We start from the raw sequence: 17,008 nt of genomic DNA, 5'->3' as shown, positions 1-17,008 counted from the left end.
CTATTCCCTAAGCACTAACAACTAAGCACCAAGCACTAAAAAATGTCTTCCCGCCGACACTTTCTGCAACGGGCCGCGCTGAGTGGGGCGGGGCTGCTGCTGGCGCCGCTGGCGGGGCTGCACTCCTGCGCGCCGGGCACCGGGCGCAGCCACATCCGGGGCAGTCTGCACGGCGCCAACCACGCCACCGGCCACCTCCTGCGCGACTCCGCCCGCCTGCCCGCGCCCACCCGCACCCAGACCGTGGATGTGCTGATTGTGGGCGGCGGCATTGCCGGTCTGGCGGCCCGGCGCGAGCTGCAGCGCCAAGGCTTGCGCCCCGAGCAGGTGCTGCTGGTGGAGCTGGATGAAGCGCCCGGCGGCAACTCCCGCGCCGGCCGCAACGCCAGCGCCGCCTACCCCTGGGGCGCCCACTACCTGCCCGTGCCCGACCCGCGCAACCACGCGCTGCTGGGGTTTCTGCAGGAAGCCAGCGTCATCACCGGCACGCACCCAGCCTCGGGCCTGCCCATCTACAACGAGTACCACCTCTGCCACGACCCCGAGGAACGCCTGTACCTGCGCGGTCAATGGCAAAACGGCCTGGTGCCGGAGCTGGGCGTGCCCGCCGAGGAAAAGCAGCAGATTACCCGCTTCTTCCAGCTGATTGAGGAGTTGCGCAAAGCTGTGGGGCAGGATGGGCGCGACGCCTTTCGGATTCCGGTGCAGGAATGCTCCCAGGACCCGCAGTTTCAGCGCCTCGACGAGCAGCCGTTTGACGCCTACCTGGACGCACAGGGCTTCAGCAGCCCGCACCTGCGCTGGTACCTCAACTACAGCTGCCAGGACGACTACGGCGCCACCACGGCCCAGGTGTCGGCGTGGGCGGGGCTGCACTACTTTGCGGCGCGCAAGGGCCGCGCCCACAACGCCACCGCCGCCGACGTGCTGACCTGGCCCGAGGGCAACGGCTTCCTGGCCGAGCAGCTGCGCCGCCAGGCCACCTCCCCCATCCTGCCCAACACCGTCGCCTACGCTTTGCACGACACCGCTGAGGGTTTGGCCGTGGATTGCTACGACGTGGTGCAGCACCGCAGCACCCGCGTGCAGGCGCGCCGCGTCATCATAGCCACGCCGCTGTTCATCACCGAGCGGCTGCTGACCACGCTGCCCGCCGCCGCGCACCGCGCCCTGCCCTGCCACCGGGCGCCGTGGGTGGTCGTGAACCTGACCGTGACGGAGCTGCCGCAAGGCCCCGGCCAGCCGCTAAGCTGGGACAACGTGCTCTACGGCACCGCTTCGGTGGGCTACGTAAGTGCCCGCCACCAGGAGCTGCGCCAGCCCGGAGCCGAGCTGCTGGTGCTCACCTGGTATCTGCCGCTGCCCGCCGCTGACCCCATTGCGGCCCGCCGCCAGGCCTACCAAACCAGCTATGACGAATGGGTGCGCCGCGCCCTCACCGAGCTGGAAACCGCCCATCCCGGCCTCACGCCTTTAGTGCAGCGCGCCGACGTGTGGGTGTGGGGCCACGGCATGGTGGCGCCCACGCCCGGGTTCGTGTGGGGTGTGGCCCGGCCGGCGGCCGCGCAGCCCTGGCAGCATAAGCTGTTTTTCGCCCACACTGACCTCAGTGGCATGTCCATCTTCGAGGAAGGCTTCTACCAGGGGCTGCGCGCTGCCGGGGAGGTGCTGGCGGCCAGTTAGGCACGCCGATTTCTACCCACCAGCCTGTTCAAAAAGCCGTATTTTCGGCCACCTTCTGGTTTTCTGCCATCATGCCCGTACTGTCACCGCCTGCCGTTGCGCCCCGCCGCCAGCCCTGGATTCGCTCTGCGGCGTTTGATGGACTCTGGATTCTGGGGCCGCCGTTTCTGGCGCTGGCGGCCGTGGCGGCCCTGCCCACCACGGCCCGCACCACCACCCAGATGCCAGTGTGGGCCTGGGTGGCGCTGGTGGTGCTGGTAGATGTGGCGCACGTGTACAGCACCCTGTTTCGTACCTATTTCGATTGGGCGCGGCGGCAGCGGTTCCGCACGCTGCTGTGGACGGTGCCGCTAGGTTGTTACGCGGCCGGCGTGGCCTTGTACGGGCTGGGCGGCGCGCTGTGGTTCTGGCGGGTGCTGGCCTACGCGGCCGTGTTTCACTTCGTGCGCCAGCAGTACGGCTTCCTGCGCCTCTATGCCCGCCACGAGCCCGCCCCGCCCCTCGCCCGCCACCTCGACACGGTGCTGATTTACGCTGCCACGCTCTACCCGCTGCTGTGGTGGCACCTGGCGCCGGGGCGCCACTTCAACTGGTTCGTGCCCGGCGACTTCGTGCAAGCCGACTGGCCAGCCGGCCGCCAGCTGCTGACCGGCCTGTACCTGGCCCTGCTGACTGCTTACGCCATCAAAGAGCTGTGGCTGTGGCGCCGCTCGAGTGTCGTCAACTGGCCCCGCAACCTGCTGTTGCTCGGCACGGCCGCATCATGGTACGTCGGCATCGTGCTCTTCAACGGCGACCTGACCTTTACCCTACTCAACGTGGTGGCGCACGGCATTCCGTACCTGGCGCTGGTGTGGGCGGCCAGTGAGCCGGCGCCCACTACGGCTCCGGCGGCGCGGGCCTGGTGGCACGGGCGCTACGGCGTGGCCCTGTTTCTGGGCGTGCTGGCTGGGCTGGCGCTACTGGAAGAGGGCCTCTGGGACGGGCTGGTGTGGCGCGAGCATGCCGGCGTGTTCGGGTGGTTTCAGCAGCTGCCGACCGTATCCGACGCCTGGGGCCTCACGCTGCTGGTGCCGCTGCTGGCCCTGCCCCAGGCCACGCACTACGTGCTGGACGGCTTCATCTGGAAGCGCGGGTCCTGAATCAGCCCAAAAGCAACCGTCATCCTGAGTGAAGCAAAGGACCTTACCACGCTTGAACAACTGTTTGCGGCAGTTATACAGGCGTGACGAGGTCCTTCGCTTCACTCAGGATGACATTTGTAAAAAGACGGGCGTTTACGCCACCTGGGCCAGCGGCTGTACTACCTCCGCGTCCAGAATCTCGACCACGAAACCGCTGTCGGAAGAGTACGATTTGCGGTAGTACACCAGCAGGTTGCGGCCCAGAGGCGAGGTTACGGTGGTGGCGCACACGTCGCCGTAGGCTTTTTCCTTTTCCAGAAAGGGCCGCAGCAGCTCAATGCTCTGCAGAAACTCCCGGGGCAGAATCCCCTGCTGCTCCTGCAGCTGCACGGCACTCACTGGGTACAGAAAACAGGTGTTGAAGACAATCATCGAAGAGAAATTTCAGGCGAAAAACAGCACTGAATTTCAACACCATCCCCCCCCTGCAAATTCCCGCCAAAGCACTATCCGTCAGATAAATTACCGTCTTCTTTCTCCTCCCCAAAAGTCCTACTTTTTCAGGCCTGAAAGTCCACGATGACGGCCGTGGAGCCGCCCTGGTCGTCGTCGGTGACGAGCAGCAGCTCGTAGCGGCCGGGACCGGAGCGGCGGCGTACGGCTACGCTTTCCACCTTGCCCCGGTAAGGCTGGCCGTCGGGCAGCGCCAGCTGCACAAACGTGGCGGGTTTGGTGCCCGGGTGCCGCGCATCCAGCACCCCCACGAAGCTGCCCAGCACGGTGCCATCCAGCACGGCATCCTGGGTGTCTTCCACCGAAGCCGTCACGAACAGCAGCTCTTCGAGGAATGTGCCGCCGGAAAAGCCGGCCGGCAGTCCCTCAATAGTTGGCAGCGCTACGTGGGTGGCCTGCACGGGCGGCACCTGGGCAGTGCGGTGGTGCAGGTAATCGAGCACGGCCGCTAGCGGTAGCCGGAACAGCAGGTTGCCGGCCGCCGACCCCACCGTACGCTGAAACAGCAGCAGCTCCGTGGCGCTGGCCGCCGCCGCCTCCAGGTTGAGCGTGACGCCCGCTGGCAGCAGCTCCCGCAGCCGTGCATACAGGCCGGCCATACTCACCGGATACACCGTGCTGGCTGCCTGCTGGTCTGCCAGCGGCACCCAGAAACCGCCTTCCCGCGCCGAGGTAGCGCCCGAGCCAAAGGCTAGCAGCCCCGTTTCATGGGTGCGCGGGTCGGTCAGGGCCGTCAGGCACTCCAGGTCGGGCTTGAGGGTTTTGGCAATACGCCCGGTGCTGAAGTGCGCCGTATCGAACAACGTGATGTGCTGGCCGGGCTGCAGCTCCGCCGCCTCAAACTGATACAGCAAAGGCGAGTCGTCGCCGATAACGTACACCGTACCGCCCACTATTTCCACCCCCGACGCGGACGGCAGATTAGGCAGATCAAGCTGGCGAAGAATGGTAGCGCGCATGTGGTGGATGGCGGATTGTGGTCGGATAACGAATGTTCAGTTGTTCGGCTACTTGAAAACCCACCAACCCATCACTCCACTCATCCAGCTTACTTCACAATCGTGAATTCTACGCGGCGGTTGAGGCGGCGGGTTTCTTCTTTGTCGTTGCTGGCGCGGGGCTTGCTGCCGCCGTAGCCTACCACGCTGAGGCGGCGCTCGGGCACGCCGCGCGTGATGAGGTAGCGGCGCACCTCAGCCACCCGGTCTTCGGAGAGCTTCTGGTTGAGGTCGGCGTTGCCCTGGTTGTCGGTGTGGCCTTCCAGACGGATGTTCACGGTGGGGTTGTCGGCCAGGGTGCGGGCCAGGCGGTTGAGCTCGGCGTAGGAGGCCGGCAGCATGGTGTACTTGCCCTGGGCGAAAATCAACGTGGGCAGCTCCAGGCTGGAGCCCACGGCGGCCGGCACCAGCAGCAGATCAATGGTGCGCGAGCCAGTCATGCGTACCGTGTCGGTGGCCGTGAGGAAGCCGGGGCTGGTGGCCGCCACCCGGTAGCGGCCCGCTGGCAACGTCAGCTGAAACGCGCCGCTGCCCGCCGCGCTGCGGCCGGTGGCGTTGAAGGCAATGTCGTTGTCGAGCCGGATGACTTTCACTTCGGCAGCCAGCAGCTCGCGGGTTTTGGCGTTGAGCACGCGGCCGGTCAGCAGGGTGCGCGGCGCGGCAGCGGGCGGCGTCACGGCCACTGCCGGCGCCGTAGAGTCGGCAGGCGCGGCTGTGGGGGGCACGCCGGCGGCAGTGCGGTAGAGGTCGGCGGGGCCGTTGGGCGTGCGGGCCGAGGCGTAGTACGCCTGCTTGCCGTCGGCCGTGAGCGAGAAGTAGGCGTCGAAGCCGGGCCCGTTGAGCGGCGTGCCGAGGTTACGCGGCTCGCTCCAGCGCGTCCAGGAGTCGTCGAGGCGGGTGCTCACGAAAATATCGGAGCTGCCGAAACCAGCGTGGCCGTAGGAGCTGAAGTAAAGCGTTTTGCCATCGGGCGCCAGCCAGGGCGCAAACTCGAAGCCCGGCGAGTTGATGGCGCTGCCTAGGCTGCGCGGCTCACTCCAGATGCCGTCGGCGGCGGGCTGGCTGACGTACAGGTCGTTGGCGCCCTGCGAGTCGCTGCGCTCCAGCGAGAGCAGCAGCACCTTCTCATCGGGCGTCATAAAAAACGACGTGGCCGGGCCGGTGGTGTAGTAGTTGGCTATTTCCAGCGGAGCCGGCCGGCTGCCCTTGCCCAAGCTACGCGCCACTGTTGAGGCGCTTTCGTCGCGGAAGCTGTTGTCGCGCTCATACGTGCCACGCACCAGCAGCCGGCTGCCCTGCGGCCCCATCACGGCCATCACGCCGTTGTGCTGGGGCGTATTGAGGGCGTCGAGGCGGGTGGCCGGGCCCCAGGTGCGGCCCTGGTCGGCGGAGGCACTCACCCAGGCGTCGCCCGACTCGGTGTTGCCCTCGGTGTTGCCGGCGAAGCGGGTGCGGGTGAAGTACAGCGCGCTGCCATCCGGGGCCAGCACCGGGTGCAGTTCGTTGCCGGGCGTGTTCAGGGCCGCCACCGGCTCGGGAGTGCCGTAGCCAGGCTGCGAGGCATCCACGTTGAGGCGCAGCTTGAACAGCCGCCATTGCTGCGTAGCGCGGTTTTGGGGGCGCTGCACCACCACTGGTGTGCCGTTGAACTTGTCGGAATTGGCAATGGCGGCGCACTTCTCGTTGCCGCGCACCACCAGCTGCACGCTGCCAATGGGGCCGCCGGGCACCAGCTTCCACTGCTGGTAGAAGCTGCCCGACCACGGCCGCTGCACCAGCGGCGCGTTTTCGTCGGGCTTGTCTACGGTCAGGCACTTGCCGCTGTGGCGCGCCTCGATGCGGTAGTAGTCGCTGCCGGCCGCCACCCGCACAAAGCGCCATTGCTGGCTGTTGGGATGGGTGAACTCCCACTGCACCACCGCGGCGCCGGGGTCCTGCGAGCCTTTGCTGACATCGAGCGAGCGGCCGCTGCTGCGGGCCACAATGCCGTACCAGGCGTTTTCCTCGGGGGCGGTTTCGGCGTACTGGGCCTGAAGCGGGCCAGCGCACAGCCATGAAATCAAGAAAGCAACCAGAGAGAAACGGAACGACAGCTGAATCATGGGCAACAGAACGGAAGGTAGGGCCCGCAAGTTAGGGCAAAACCCTGCGGCCGCCGAAAAGCAGCGCGCCGCCCCCCTTCAGCAGGAGTGCGGCGCATCTCAATCAAGCTACGGGCGCTGGCCCGGAGCGACTACTGAGCGTTGTGGATATACTTGAAGCGAACGAACCGGTCGTTCTCATAAATGGCGGTAAAATGGCCGCTGCTCTGGGGCTTCTGTTCGGCTTTGCGCTCGGGCTTTGGTGTGGCGGGCATAGAAGTAGATGGGTAAATCCCGGGCATCATGCCGGGGACGTGACAGATGAAGGAGAGGATTTTTGAAGCCATGGTGTAAAGTTTGTTTTCGTGGTGCAGAGAGGTTTGAGCGGAGGGAAAGCAACCGATCAGACGCAGCAGACGCTTTTTCTGATCATCGTTTCAAATGTAAAGATATTATCATTCGATTGAATGATGCTAAGGTAAATTTTTTATCAAATAAGTATAAATACCGACTCTCCCGTATATTATTCTCCGTGCCAGCACGTAGGCGTGGCTACGTGCTGGCACGGACTTAACAAAGTCCCATACAGCTCAATTCATGCACTTTACGCGCTGCCAACCGGCCTCCCTCCCGATTTCGGATATGCTTTATGCAGCCTTTACATCACCTTGCGCCTCCTACCATGCCCGAAAAAACCAGGGGCGCTAACTGATCAGCCGGTGGCGCAGCGCATACTGGATCAGCCCCACCACCGACTTGCAGTTGGTTTTGGCCAGGATATTTCTGCGGTGGGTTTCCACGGTTCGCTCACTGATAAAGAGCTGCTCGGCAATGTGAGCGTTGGAAAACTCGCGGGCCACGAGCTGCAGCACTTCTTTCTCGCGGCTGGTGAGCTCCACCGGCTGGCCGGCGGCGGCGGTAGCGCGCTTTTTGGCAGATGCCTGCATGTTCTGCAGCAGCATGGCCCCCACCTCCGGGCTGAAAAAGGTGTTGCCGGCCGCCACCACCCGAATGGCCTCGCTCAGCTCGGCTTTGCTGGTATTCTTCAGCAGATACCCCGCCCCGCCGGCCTCCAGCACCTCCGTCACGGAGGCATGATCGTAGAACATGCTCAGGGCCAGCACCCGCACATCGGGGCGCTGGCGGTGAATCTGGCGGGTAAGCTCCACGCCGCTCATGTTGGGCATGTTCAGGTCTACGATGGCCACGCTTACCTCGGGGTGGCTGTGCAGGCAGCGCAGGGCCTCGGCACCGGTGGTTGCCTGGGCCACTACCCGGATATCATGCTCCTGCCGCAGCAGCATCTTGATGCCTTCAATCACCAGCGGATGGTCGTCGGCCAGCAGCACATGCGTACGGGCGGGGGAAAGCAGGGAGTCGTTCATAGGAGCAGATTGCAGCAGACCTGCCGCCGAACGGGTTTATCGGCAGTGGTGCCTGAGCCGGCAGGTAAAGCACCGTAATCAAGGAAGATACGGGAATCAGACTACGTTTTCAACCTGTCCGGCCGCGCCTGCCCGCGTCCGGCGGCACCTGCCGGGCCCAGCGGTATTTCCACCGTGGTGCTGGTGCCTCGGCCGGGTCGGGAGTCGATATGTACCGTGCCCGATAGGTACGCCACGCGGGACTCGATATTGCGCAGGCCGATACCGGCATTCGGCTGGCCCGCCAGGCTGGTTGGGCAAAAGCCCACGCCGTTGTCTTCCACCAGCACCGTCAGGCGGTGCGGCTGGCGCAGCAGCTGCACCGACAGGGTGGTAGCCTGGGCGTGCTTGAGGATGTTCTGCACCAGCTCCTGCACCACCCGAAACACCACTAGCTCTACGGCCGGGTCGAGCCGCTCTTCTAGGCCCAGCGCTTCAAACTCGATATGGAGGCGGCTGGCACAGCCGATTTTGTCAAGGAAGCTGCGCACGGCTTCGGCCAGGCCGCGCTTGATGAGCACGTAGGGCGCGAGGTTGTGCGAGATGCCGCGCACCTCCCGCACCGACTCGTCCACCACATCCAGCGCCGCCCCAAACTGCTGCCGCTGGCTTTTCCGGAGGCTGGGTTCCAGCTCGTTGCGCAGGGCGCCCAGGTTGAGCTTCACCACGCTCAGCAGCTGGCCCAGCCCATCGTGCAGGTCGGCGCCGATGCGTCTTCGCTCCCGCTCTTCGGCGGCCAGCACTTCCTCTGCCCGCCGCCGCTCCAGCTGCTGGCGCTCCTGCGCAAACGCCACCTGCTGCTGCAGCCGGCGCCGGTTCAGCAGCAGATAAATTCCCCCGATACTGCCCGCCAGCAGCAGCAGCGCCACCCGCCCCCAGTACTGCCGGCGGGCCGCCGTGGCTTGGCGGCTTTGCTCGGCTAGGGTCTGCTGCCGCAGATATTCGCTGAAATCCAGGGCCTGAATCTGCACCTGCCGGCTGTGGCTGAACAGACTATCGCGGGTGCCGGCCGCCATTGCCAGATACCGGTAGGCCTGGGCGCTGTCGCCGCGGGCGGCCATCATCTGGGCCAGGTAGCCGCTGGCCTCGAACACGCCTTTGGCGTAGCGCCCCTGCTCACTGGCCAGCAGCGCCTGCCGGGCGTAGGCCAGCATCTGGTGGGGCTGCTGCACCTGCGCCAGCCGGGCCAGCCCCAGATAGGAGCGGCACAGCGCGTACGACACCGGCATTCCCACCGACCGGGCAATGGAGCGCAGGTAGTAGCGCCGGGCCTCCAGCTGCTGCCCACGCCGCGCCGCAATGTCGCCCAGCAGCGACAGGTCGCCGATTTCGCTGTGCTGGTCGTGGTAGCGCAGGTCGTAGCGGTAGCCTTCCCAAGTGTAATGCCACGCCGAATCCAGCCGGCCCTGCTCCAGGTAGGCCTGCCCCACGTTGCCCAGAATCGGGGTAAGCAGTACGTGGTCATGGCGCTGCCGGGCCAAGGCAATGGCCCGGAAGTAGTAACGCAGCGCCGACGGGTACCGGCCCTGTTCGGCGTAGGCGTAGCCCAGCGCATTATCCGCGTGGATGATGCCGCCCGCGTATGGAATTGCCTCGGCCAGACGCCGCGCCTGCAGCTGCGTCTGCACGGCCGTGGGGTAGTTGCCGCTGCGCAGAAAGGCCCAGCCCAGCATAAGCAGCGCCCGGCATTCTCCGGTTTTGAACCCAAGCTGCCGGGCCAGGCGCAGGCACTGGCGGCCGTAGCGCACGGCGGCCAGCGGGTCGTCGTCGGTCCGGTCCCAGGCCAGCAGCATCAGCAGGTGTACCCGCGTGGTGTCGGGGGGCGTGGTGGCTAGCAGGCGCTGCAGGCTGTCGGCGCGGGCGCTGGGCTGCCGGGCCGCCAGGCTGCCCACGGCAGTGCTGCACAAAAGCCAGATAACGACTAAGGATTCGCGCATAGCATCGTGGACGAGCGTACCGTGATGAAACCATCTGCCGCGGCGGGCCGGGCAGATGGCAAAAGCCAGGGCCAGGGCGGCAGTGCTGGCAGCGGGGCCCGGCAGCGGCAACCCGACCAACGCAACGGCCATCAGCTCAGGCGGCCCACCCTGCAAGCATCAAACTAACAGGCATATATACAACTTTCGCGATTAAAAGCCGGACCCGGCCGGCAACATCTGTCTTCGCTCCGCAGTACACTCCTGCAACAGGCCCGCCCGCTGCGGCGGGGCGCCTGCTTCCTGTTCTCACTTCTGCCCCTCTCCCATTATGCGTAAAGGCACCACTGTCACCTGGAAATACGGCACCGGTACGGCCACCGGCAAAATCGAGGAAACCCACAAGGAAAGCGTCACGCGCAAGTTGAAGGGCGCCGAAATAACCCGCAATGGCACGCCGGAAAATCCAGCTTTAGTTATCGTGCAGGACAACGGCGACCGGGTGCTCAAGCTGCAAAGCGAGGTAAAAGCGGCCTCGGCAGCCGACAAGAAATAGGCGCTTCAGATAAGCGAAGAGCATAAAAAAAGCCTGCCCGGATGCACATCCGGGCAGGCTTTTTTAGTTTACAAGCGCAAGGTTAGCGGTTGTCTTTGTCAGGCTCGATGAAGGCTTGCTCGTCCATTTCAGTTGGCATTACCACAATGCCTTTCTGCAGCATGGAGTTGCGCTTGCCGTAGAGGAAGTACACGATGAAGCCGAGGATCATCCAGCCCAACGCCACTTTCAGCGTGAACGAGTCGAGGGCCAGAATCATGCTCGTGCACACCAGCACACCCATCACGGGCACCAGCGGGAACGACGGCGACGAAAGCGGCGCCCGGAACGGACGGTGCTGCGCGGGGTCGGAGCGGCGCATGATCCAGATGCCGGCCGATACCAGCACGAAGGCCAGCAGCGTACCGAACGAGGTCAGGTCGCCGGCTAGGGAGCCGGGTACGAAGGCCGCAAAACCACCCACGAAGATCAGCAGCGCAATGTTGGATTTGTAAGGCGTACCGAAGCGCGGGTGCAGCTCGGAAAATGCTTTGGGCATCAGGCCATCCTTAGCCATCGAGAAGAACACGCGGCTCTGGCCCATCAACATCACCAGAATTACGGACGAGAAACCCAGCAGAATAGCCACCGTCACGGCCGTGCTCAGCCACTCGTAGCCGGGCATGTGGGCCTTGATGGCGTAGGTTACGGAAGCCTCGCCGCCAAGGGCCGGGTCGGCAAATTCGCGCCAGTTGGCAACGCCCGTCAGCACGTGGCCGAACAGGATGTAGAGCACGGTGCACACGGCCAGCGAGCCGAGGATACCGATGGGCATGTCGCGCTTAGGATTCTTGGCTTCCTGGGCCGCGGTGCTCACGGCATCAAACCCGATGAAGGCGAAGAACACGATGGCCGCGCCACCCAGCACGCCACCCCAGCCATGCTTGTTCCAAGCAGTGTACTCGCGTACTACCACGCCGGCTGCGTTTTTCACAGGCTCGGCATTGTCGGGAATCAGGTACGGCGAGTGGTTGGCGGGGTTGATAAACTGCCAGCCCACCGCAATGAATACCAGCACGATAGCCACTTTCAGGAACACCACAATGGCGTTGAACATGGCCGACTCCTGGGTGCCTTTGATGAGCAGCAGCGACAGAGCCACAATCACCAGCAGCGCCGGCAGGTTGATGATGCCGTGCTGCATTACGCCGTCAACTACCGCGCTTTCGAAGGGCGAGTGGCTTAGGTTGTACGGTATACTGGTGCCAAAGACTTCCAGCAGCTTATTGAGGTATTCACTCCAGGCAATACTCACGGTGGCGGCCCCGAGGGCGTATTCCATGATCAGGGCCCAGCCGATAATCCAGGCCACAAACTCGCCCATGGTGGTGTAGGCGTAGGTGTAGGCCGAGCCGGCAATCGGAATCATGGCGGCAAACTCGGCGTAGCAGAGGCCGGCAAATACGCAGCCGATGGCGGCCACGATGAAGGCCAGCGTCACGCCCGGACCAGAGGCCTGAGCAGCGGCGGCGGCCGTGCGCACAAACAGGCCGGCGCCGATGATGGCACCCACGCCCAGGGCCACCAGGTTGCCGGCGCCCAGCGTGCGCTTCAGCGTGCCGTGCCCGGTGGAATTAGCCTCGCCCAGCAGCTGGGCCAGCGGTTTTTTGGCGAAAATATTTGCCATACAGGTTTGGAGAGAGAGGAAAGTGTAGAGGTGTAACCATGATACCAACGGCCTGCAAGCCGTTGCGAGGCCCCGAATATAGGCGATTCTGTGCTTGGTAAGCTAGCAACTCCCGATTAGCAGGCGCGGCAGGGGCCGGATTAAACTCCGGCGCCCGCCGCCACTCTAACCGGCCGTAACCGCCCACATAGACTTCACTGCCATGAAAAAGATGCTTGTTCTGCTTGCCGCCGTTGCCCTGTCGGCCAGCGCTGCTTCCGCCCAAACCACTCCCGCTCCCACCTCCCGCATGGGCGCGGGCCGCATGCAGGACGCCGCCCGCACGCCCGAGCAGCGGGCCGAAATGCAAACCAAGCGCCTCACCCAGCAACTGGCCCTTTCCGCCGAGCAGAGCGCCAAAGTGCAGACCATTGCCCTGGCCGAAAACCAAGAGCTGCAGGCCCTGCGCGGCAAATACGCCTCCGCTGACAACCGCAAAGGAGCCGGCCAGGAGCTGAAAGCCGTGCAGGAAAAATACGATGCCCAGTTGAAAGGCGTGTTCACGGCCGAGCAATACGCCAAGTACAGCCAAATGCGCGAAGACCGCCAGGAAAAGCGCAAGGAAGGCCGCACCAAGCAAAAAAGCTAAGCCGCTGGTAAACCGCTCAAAAATCCCCGACCCACACCGGCCGGGGATTTTTTTGTACTGGCCGAATGCCCGCCCGGCTGGCTTTCGGCCCCGAAAACGCCCGCCGCCAGCGGCGGCCCCGGCCGGCTTCTGCTTGTTCCACTTACCTTCGGGTGATATATTTGAAGAAGTACGCCTTCGTGGCGGCTCCACCACATCCTCCACCCCATGAGTCCTCTGCCCAGTAGTACCGGCTCGGTACAAATTCAGCAGTTCTACGACAAAGGCCTGGCCCACGCCAGCTACGCCATCCGCAGCGGCCGCCAGGTAGCCATCATCGACCCGGCCCGCGACCCGCAGCCCTACTACGATTTCGCCGACGAGCACGACGCCCAGATCGTGGCCGTTATTGAAACCCACCCCCACGCCGACTTCGTGAGCAGCCACCTGGAAATCTCCCAGGAAACCGGCGCCACTATCTATGTAAGCAAGCTGGTGAAGGCCACGTATCCGCACGAAACCTTCGACGATGGTGACCGGATTACGCTGGGCACCATGGAGCTGCACGCCCTCAACACCCCCGGCCACTCGCCTGACTCCATCAGCGTGCTGCTCATGGACGAGCTGGCCCAGACCCGTGCCGTATTCACCGGCGACACCCTGTTTGTGGGCGACGTAGGCCGCCCCGACCTGCGCGAGTCTGACCTGGTGGGCGGCCACAGCCGCGAGGCCCTGGCGGCCCAGCTCTACCACAGCACCCGCGAGAAACTCATGACCCTGCCCGCCACCACCAAGGTCTACCCGGCGCACGGCCCCGGCTCGCTGTGCGGCAAAACCACCAGCACCGACCTCGACAGCACCATCGGCAAGGAGGTGAAAACCAACTACGCCCTGCAGCCGATGTCGGAGGCCGAGTTTATCAAAGTGCTGCTTGAAGACCAGCCGTTCATGCCCAAGTACTTCGGGCACGACGTGGTGCTCAACCGCTTGGGCGCGCTGCCCTTCGAGGACAGCGTGCGGGCTGTGCCGCGGCTGTTTCCGGATGCCGAGCTGGAGCCGGGCGTTTTGCTGATTGACACCCGGCCCGCCGCCGAGTTCCGGGCCGGCCACCTGCCCGGCGCCATCAACCTGATGGACGGCGGCAAGTTTGAAACCTGGCTGGGCTCCATCATCGGGCCGCAGGAGCCGTTCTACCTGCTGGCCGATTCGCAGATTGCGCTGGACACCGTGATCCGCAAAACCGCCAAAATCGGTTATGAAGGCAACGTGCGTGGCGCTATTCTGACGCCACGTGAGATGCCGGCTACTTCGCCGGCCGTGAAGGTTGAGCAAGTACGCCAGCAGCCTCAGGACTTCACCATCGTGGATATCCGCAACCGCACCGAAGCCCAGCAGCCCGTTTTCGACAATGCCCTAGTGATTCCGCTGCCCGAGCTGCGCGAGCGGGCCCAAGAAATCCCAACCGATAAGCCCGTGCTGGTGCACTGCGCTGGCGGCTACCGCTCGGCGGCCGGCTCCAGCATCGTGCAGGCGGCTCTGCCCGGAACTACGGTATATGATCTGGGGGAGGCTATTACGTCATTTCAGCCTCAGGCAGTTCACTAAATTTCTCCCGCAATAGAGTAGCGGCAACAAAACGCAGAGGCTCGCAGGGGGAACGACCTCCGCGGGCCTTTGCGTTTTATGGCCACTACTTTGTTGTGGGACTTCGATATATGCGCGTACTACACACCGCCGACTGGCACTTGGGCCAGCGCTTCATCCAGGGCCACGAGCGCACCGACGAGCACCGCCACTTCCTGAACTGGCTGGTGACGACCATCCGGGAGCAGCAGGTGGAAGTGCTGGTGATTGCCGGCGACATTTTTGATACCGGCTCGCCTTCCAATCAGGCCCTGGAGCTGTACTACTCCTTTCTGCTCAACATCCGCGACACCGGCTGCCGCGACATTGTGGTGGTGGGCGGCAACCACGATTCGCCGGCTACGCTCAACGCCCCGGCCCGGCTGCTGCGCCACCTGCGTGTGCACGTAGTCGGCTGCGTGCCCGACTGCTTCGACGACCAAGTGCTGGTGCTGGATGACGCCGCCGGCCAGCCCGGCCTGGTGGTGTGCGCCGTGCCTTTCCTGCGCGACCGGGATGTGCGCCTCTCGGTGCCCGGCGAAACCGCCGAAGAGCGCGAAGCCCGCATCAAACAAGGCATTGCCGACCACTACGCCCGCCTCGCCGAAGTAGAGAAAGTGTGGCAGCTTAAAGACCTGGGCCTGCCCGTGCTGGCTACCGGCCACCTCTACGCCGCCGGCGCCGCCCCCTCCGACTCCGAGCGCACCATCCACGTCGGCAACCTGGGCCAGGTGACGGCCGACCACTTCCCTGCCGTGTTCGACTACGTGGCGCTGGGCCACCTGCACCGGCCGCAGCGCGTGGGCGGGCGGGAGCATATCCGCTACTCGGGCTCCCCAATTGCGTTGTCGTTTTCCGAGCTGGATCATCCGAAGGAAGTGCTGCTGCTGGATTTTGCTGGGGGCAAGCTGGCGGGTCTGCAGCCGTTGCTGGTGCCGGGCGCCCGGCGGCTGGTGCGCTTCCACGGCACACTGGAGGAAGTCACGCAGGGCCTCACCACCTACGACAACGCCGGCTACCTGCTCCCGGCCTGGGCCGATGTGCAGATCCACTCAGAGCTTACGCAGCTGGAAGTGGCCGACGCGCTGCTGCAGGTTATTCAGACCCTGGACCGCCAGCAACTGGAGGTGCTGGCCCGCCGCCACCTGCGTCTGATCAAGCTCCGCGCCCTCGGCCCTGACGACACCGACACCGACGAACCCCTCACGCCCAGCCTGCATGACTTCACGGAGCGCGAAGTGTTCGGCCAGCGCCTCGCCGCCGAGCCCGAAGCCGGCCGCGCCGAGCTGCTGCGCACCTTTGATGAGCTGCTGGAGAGTATGTGAATACGATGGCAAGGAGCAACCGCCGGCCGCTGGCTTGCGTTATACAGCCTCCACTCATTTTCCTGTGACTCATGAGCATCTTCGGTTCTGACCGCCCCAGCGGTACATTAGGTGGCCTGCTAGCAGGCCTGTTCGGCAGCAGAAAAGCCGTGCACCCCACTTCCGACACGTATGGCAATGTTGCCCGGTCGGGTGGCGTTGGCCGCAAGCTGGCTACCGGCGCGCTGCTGGCCGCCGGCGCGGCGTACCTCTACAACCGCAACAAAAAGAAGGGCGTCAGCGCCCCCAGCTTCAATCCGAATCTGTAAGCAGCCTGCTGCCTATACAGAAAAGCCCCACTCTGGATTGCCATTGGCTTCGGAGTGGGGCTTTTTTGTGGCTGATTGCGGCCGCGCGGCCGTGCCGGGCAGGTGCACTGGCAGGCGTGCGGCCGGGCGCCTTAGTGGTTGTAGCTCACTACCCGCGTCACCTGCCACCGCCCCTCATTCAGGCGCCACACCATCATGTTCTTGAACGTGCCACAGTCGTCCTTGCCGTTTTCGACGTGGCAGAACCGGTGCTGGTAGGTTTCTACGGCGCCATAGCCGTTGATGGGATACACTTCCAGGGTGCCGGGCATCAGCTGGCGGTTCAGGCCGGTGGTTTTGTTTTGCTCGAACAGGCGCCGGAAGCCCTCCATGGATTGCTGGAAATCAGCCAGGCCGCCTTTGTCGTGATAGAACTCCAAGTCTTCGGCGAAGTAGGTTTGCAGCTGCGCGAGGTCGTGGCGGTTGAACGCCGCGAACAGGAGGCTGTCCTGCCGGGCAATGGTGGCGTAGAGCTCCGGCGAAACCGGCGCGTAAGCCGATGTAGCGACGGCCGAAACGGGACGCACCGGCGCACAGGCCCCAGCAAGCAGCAAAAGCAACATGGCAAGCGGTAGACGGTTCATCGGCTTTGGGGAAGGCAGTGAGTTCGTGAAAAAGCAGAAAGCTTCCGATTCACTAGGCCCGCATGTTTCGCTCCGGGCAGACGCAGGTGGACGCAGCTTAAGGGCGCTACCATTCTCTGGTAGCAATCAGCTCTTCCAGATCCGCCTCAGCGAAGCCGTACGCCTTTGCGATGAAGTCGAAATCCGCTGCAATACATTCTCTTGCCCCCGTCTCTATCTCACTATCCGCCTCCTCGAATGCCTCCTGCAGATCGTTGAATTTGTCGGTGGCCGCGTGGGTCAGTTCGTATAGTTCATCCAGCTCCTTGGGTTGCTGCTGTTCGATGGAAAAGCACAGCGCCACCAAAACCGCTTTACCCTTGTCTACCAGCTGTTTGGGGAAATAGGTATCCTCCGTCATTTCCTGCAGGAAAGCATACTTCCTGACTGCTTCGTTTTTGAGGTCTTCCTGCTTTTTGGCCATGTGAGTCTGAGGCTGGGTGGAGGTTCAAATAACGTGTGTCGGCGGTGCTTGCACAAACGGAAAGCAACCAACATTCAGGCCCTACCCTGGCCTGCAAG

16 protein-coding genes are annotated in these 17,008 nt (G+C 64.1%); 7 read left to right on the top strand and 9 right to left on the bottom strand.

Features of this window, described 5'->3' with window-relative positions; genetic code table 11:
• Positions 1-42 precede the first annotated feature (42 nt).
• Together O9Z63_RS02980 and O9Z63_RS02975 are read left to right on the top strand one after the other, a co-directional pair.
• Positions 43-1,683 carry an NAD(P)-binding protein gene (locus O9Z63_RS02980; RefSeq protein ID WP_270127808.1) on the top strand — a complete coding sequence of 547 codons (1,641 nt, stop codon included), beginning with the start codon at positions 43-45 and terminating at the stop codon, positions 1,681-1,683.
• A gap of 71 nt (positions 1,684-1,754) precedes the next feature.
• On the top strand, positions 1,755-2,825 hold the full coding sequence (locus tag O9Z63_RS02975; protein ID WP_270127807.1) for a hypothetical protein: 1,071 nt from the start codon (positions 1,755-1,757) through the stop codon (positions 2,823-2,825).
• 135 nt (positions 2,826-2,960) lie between these two features.
• Here the strand turns inward: O9Z63_RS02975 and O9Z63_RS02970 are convergent, their stop codons facing one another.
• The 6 genes from O9Z63_RS02970 to O9Z63_RS02945 all read right to left on the bottom strand — a co-directional run bounded on the left by O9Z63_RS02970 (position 2,961) and on the right by O9Z63_RS02945 (position 9,760).
• On the bottom strand, positions 2,961-3,239 hold the full coding sequence (locus O9Z63_RS02970; RefSeq protein WP_270127804.1) for a hypothetical protein: 279 nt from the start codon (positions 3,237-3,239) through the stop codon (positions 2,961-2,963).
• A gap of 128 nt (positions 3,240-3,367) precedes the next feature.
• Complete coding sequence (locus O9Z63_RS02965) at positions 3,368-4,279, bottom strand: DUF6929 family protein (protein WP_270127802.1); 912 nt, start codon at positions 4,277-4,279, stop codon at positions 3,368-3,370.
• A gap of 89 nt (positions 4,280-4,368) precedes the next feature.
• Positions 4,369-6,381: an RICIN domain-containing protein gene (locus O9Z63_RS02960; RefSeq protein ID WP_270127801.1), complete on the bottom strand. Its 2,013-nt coding sequence runs from the start codon at positions 6,379-6,381 to the stop codon at positions 4,369-4,371.
• Between the two features lie 170 nt (positions 6,382-6,551).
• Positions 6,552-6,746, bottom strand: coding sequence for a hypothetical protein (locus O9Z63_RS02955; RefSeq protein WP_270127799.1), 195 nt, complete (start codon positions 6,744-6,746; stop codon positions 6,552-6,554).
• A gap of 357 nt (positions 6,747-7,103) precedes the next feature.
• Complete coding sequence (locus tag O9Z63_RS02950; RefSeq protein ID WP_270127798.1) at positions 7,104-7,784, bottom strand: response regulator transcription factor; 681 nt, start codon at positions 7,782-7,784, stop codon at positions 7,104-7,106.
• Between the two features lie 101 nt (positions 7,785-7,885).
• Positions 7,886-9,760, bottom strand: a complete 1,875-nt coding sequence (locus O9Z63_RS02945; RefSeq protein ID WP_270127797.1) for a tetratricopeptide repeat protein — start codon at positions 9,758-9,760, stop codon at positions 7,886-7,888.
• Positions 9,761-10,070: 310 nt separating this feature from the next.
• On the opposite strand from O9Z63_RS02945, the gene O9Z63_RS02940 reads away from it, so the two are divergent.
• A complete protein-coding gene (locus O9Z63_RS02940) occupies positions 10,071-10,295 on the top strand; it encodes a hypervirulence associated TUDOR domain-containing protein (RefSeq protein WP_270127796.1) in 225 nt (74 codons plus the stop codon).
• A gap of 82 nt (positions 10,296-10,377) precedes the next feature.
• Here O9Z63_RS02940 and O9Z63_RS02935 read toward each other — a convergent pair whose 3' ends face one another.
• Positions 10,378-11,961: an amino acid permease gene (locus O9Z63_RS02935; protein ID WP_270127794.1), complete on the bottom strand. Its 1,584-nt coding sequence runs from the start codon at positions 11,959-11,961 to the stop codon at positions 10,378-10,380.
• A 211-nt stretch (positions 11,962-12,172) separates the two neighbouring features.
• Here O9Z63_RS02935 and O9Z63_RS02930 point away from each other — a divergent pair, with 211 nt between their 5' ends.
• The 4 genes from O9Z63_RS02930 (at position 12,173) to O9Z63_RS02915 (ending at position 15,824) form a co-directional block, all read left to right on the top strand.
• A complete protein-coding gene (locus tag O9Z63_RS02930) occupies positions 12,173-12,589 on the top strand; it encodes a hypothetical protein (protein ID WP_270127793.1) in 417 nt (138 codons plus the stop codon).
• A gap of 207 nt (positions 12,590-12,796) precedes the next feature.
• Positions 12,797-14,173 (top strand): MBL fold metallo-hydrolase, encoded by a 1,377-nt coding sequence (locus tag O9Z63_RS02925; RefSeq protein WP_270127791.1) that lies wholly within the window; start codon positions 12,797-12,799, stop codon positions 14,171-14,173.
• 110 nt (positions 14,174-14,283) lie between these two features.
• The gene (sbcD, locus tag O9Z63_RS02920; RefSeq protein WP_270127790.1) at positions 14,284-15,516 is read left to right on the top strand and encodes an exonuclease subunit SbcD; all 1,233 of its coding nucleotides are present in this window, start codon (positions 14,284-14,286) and stop codon (positions 15,514-15,516) included.
• A gap of 71 nt (positions 15,517-15,587) precedes the next feature.
• Entirely contained in the window at positions 15,588-15,824 is a 237-nt protein-coding gene (locus O9Z63_RS02915; protein WP_270127789.1) for a hypothetical protein, read from the top strand.
• 131 nt (positions 15,825-15,955) lie between these two features.
• On the opposite strand, the gene O9Z63_RS02910 is transcribed toward O9Z63_RS02915, so the two are convergent.
• Together O9Z63_RS02910 and O9Z63_RS02905 are read right to left on the bottom strand one after the other, a co-directional pair.
• Positions 15,956-16,426: a nuclear transport factor 2 family protein gene (locus tag O9Z63_RS02910; RefSeq protein WP_270127787.1), complete on the bottom strand. Its 471-nt coding sequence runs from the start codon at positions 16,424-16,426 to the stop codon at positions 15,956-15,958.
• Positions 16,427-16,553: 127 nt separating this feature from the next.
• Positions 16,554-16,910 carry a DUF5713 family protein gene (locus tag O9Z63_RS02905; RefSeq protein WP_270127786.1) on the bottom strand — a complete coding sequence of 119 codons (357 nt, stop codon included), beginning with the start codon at positions 16,908-16,910 and terminating at the stop codon, positions 16,554-16,556.
• Positions 16,911-17,008: the final 98 nt, after the last annotated feature.

The sequence above is a fragment of the Hymenobacter yonginensis genome (genome assembly GCF_027625995.1).
GTDB classification, from domain to species: Bacteria; Bacteroidota; Bacteroidia; order Cytophagales; family Hymenobacteraceae; genus Hymenobacter; species Hymenobacter yonginensis.
Note: the sequence above shows the minus strand (reverse complement) of the source record. Positions and strands in the feature narration are given on the sequence as shown.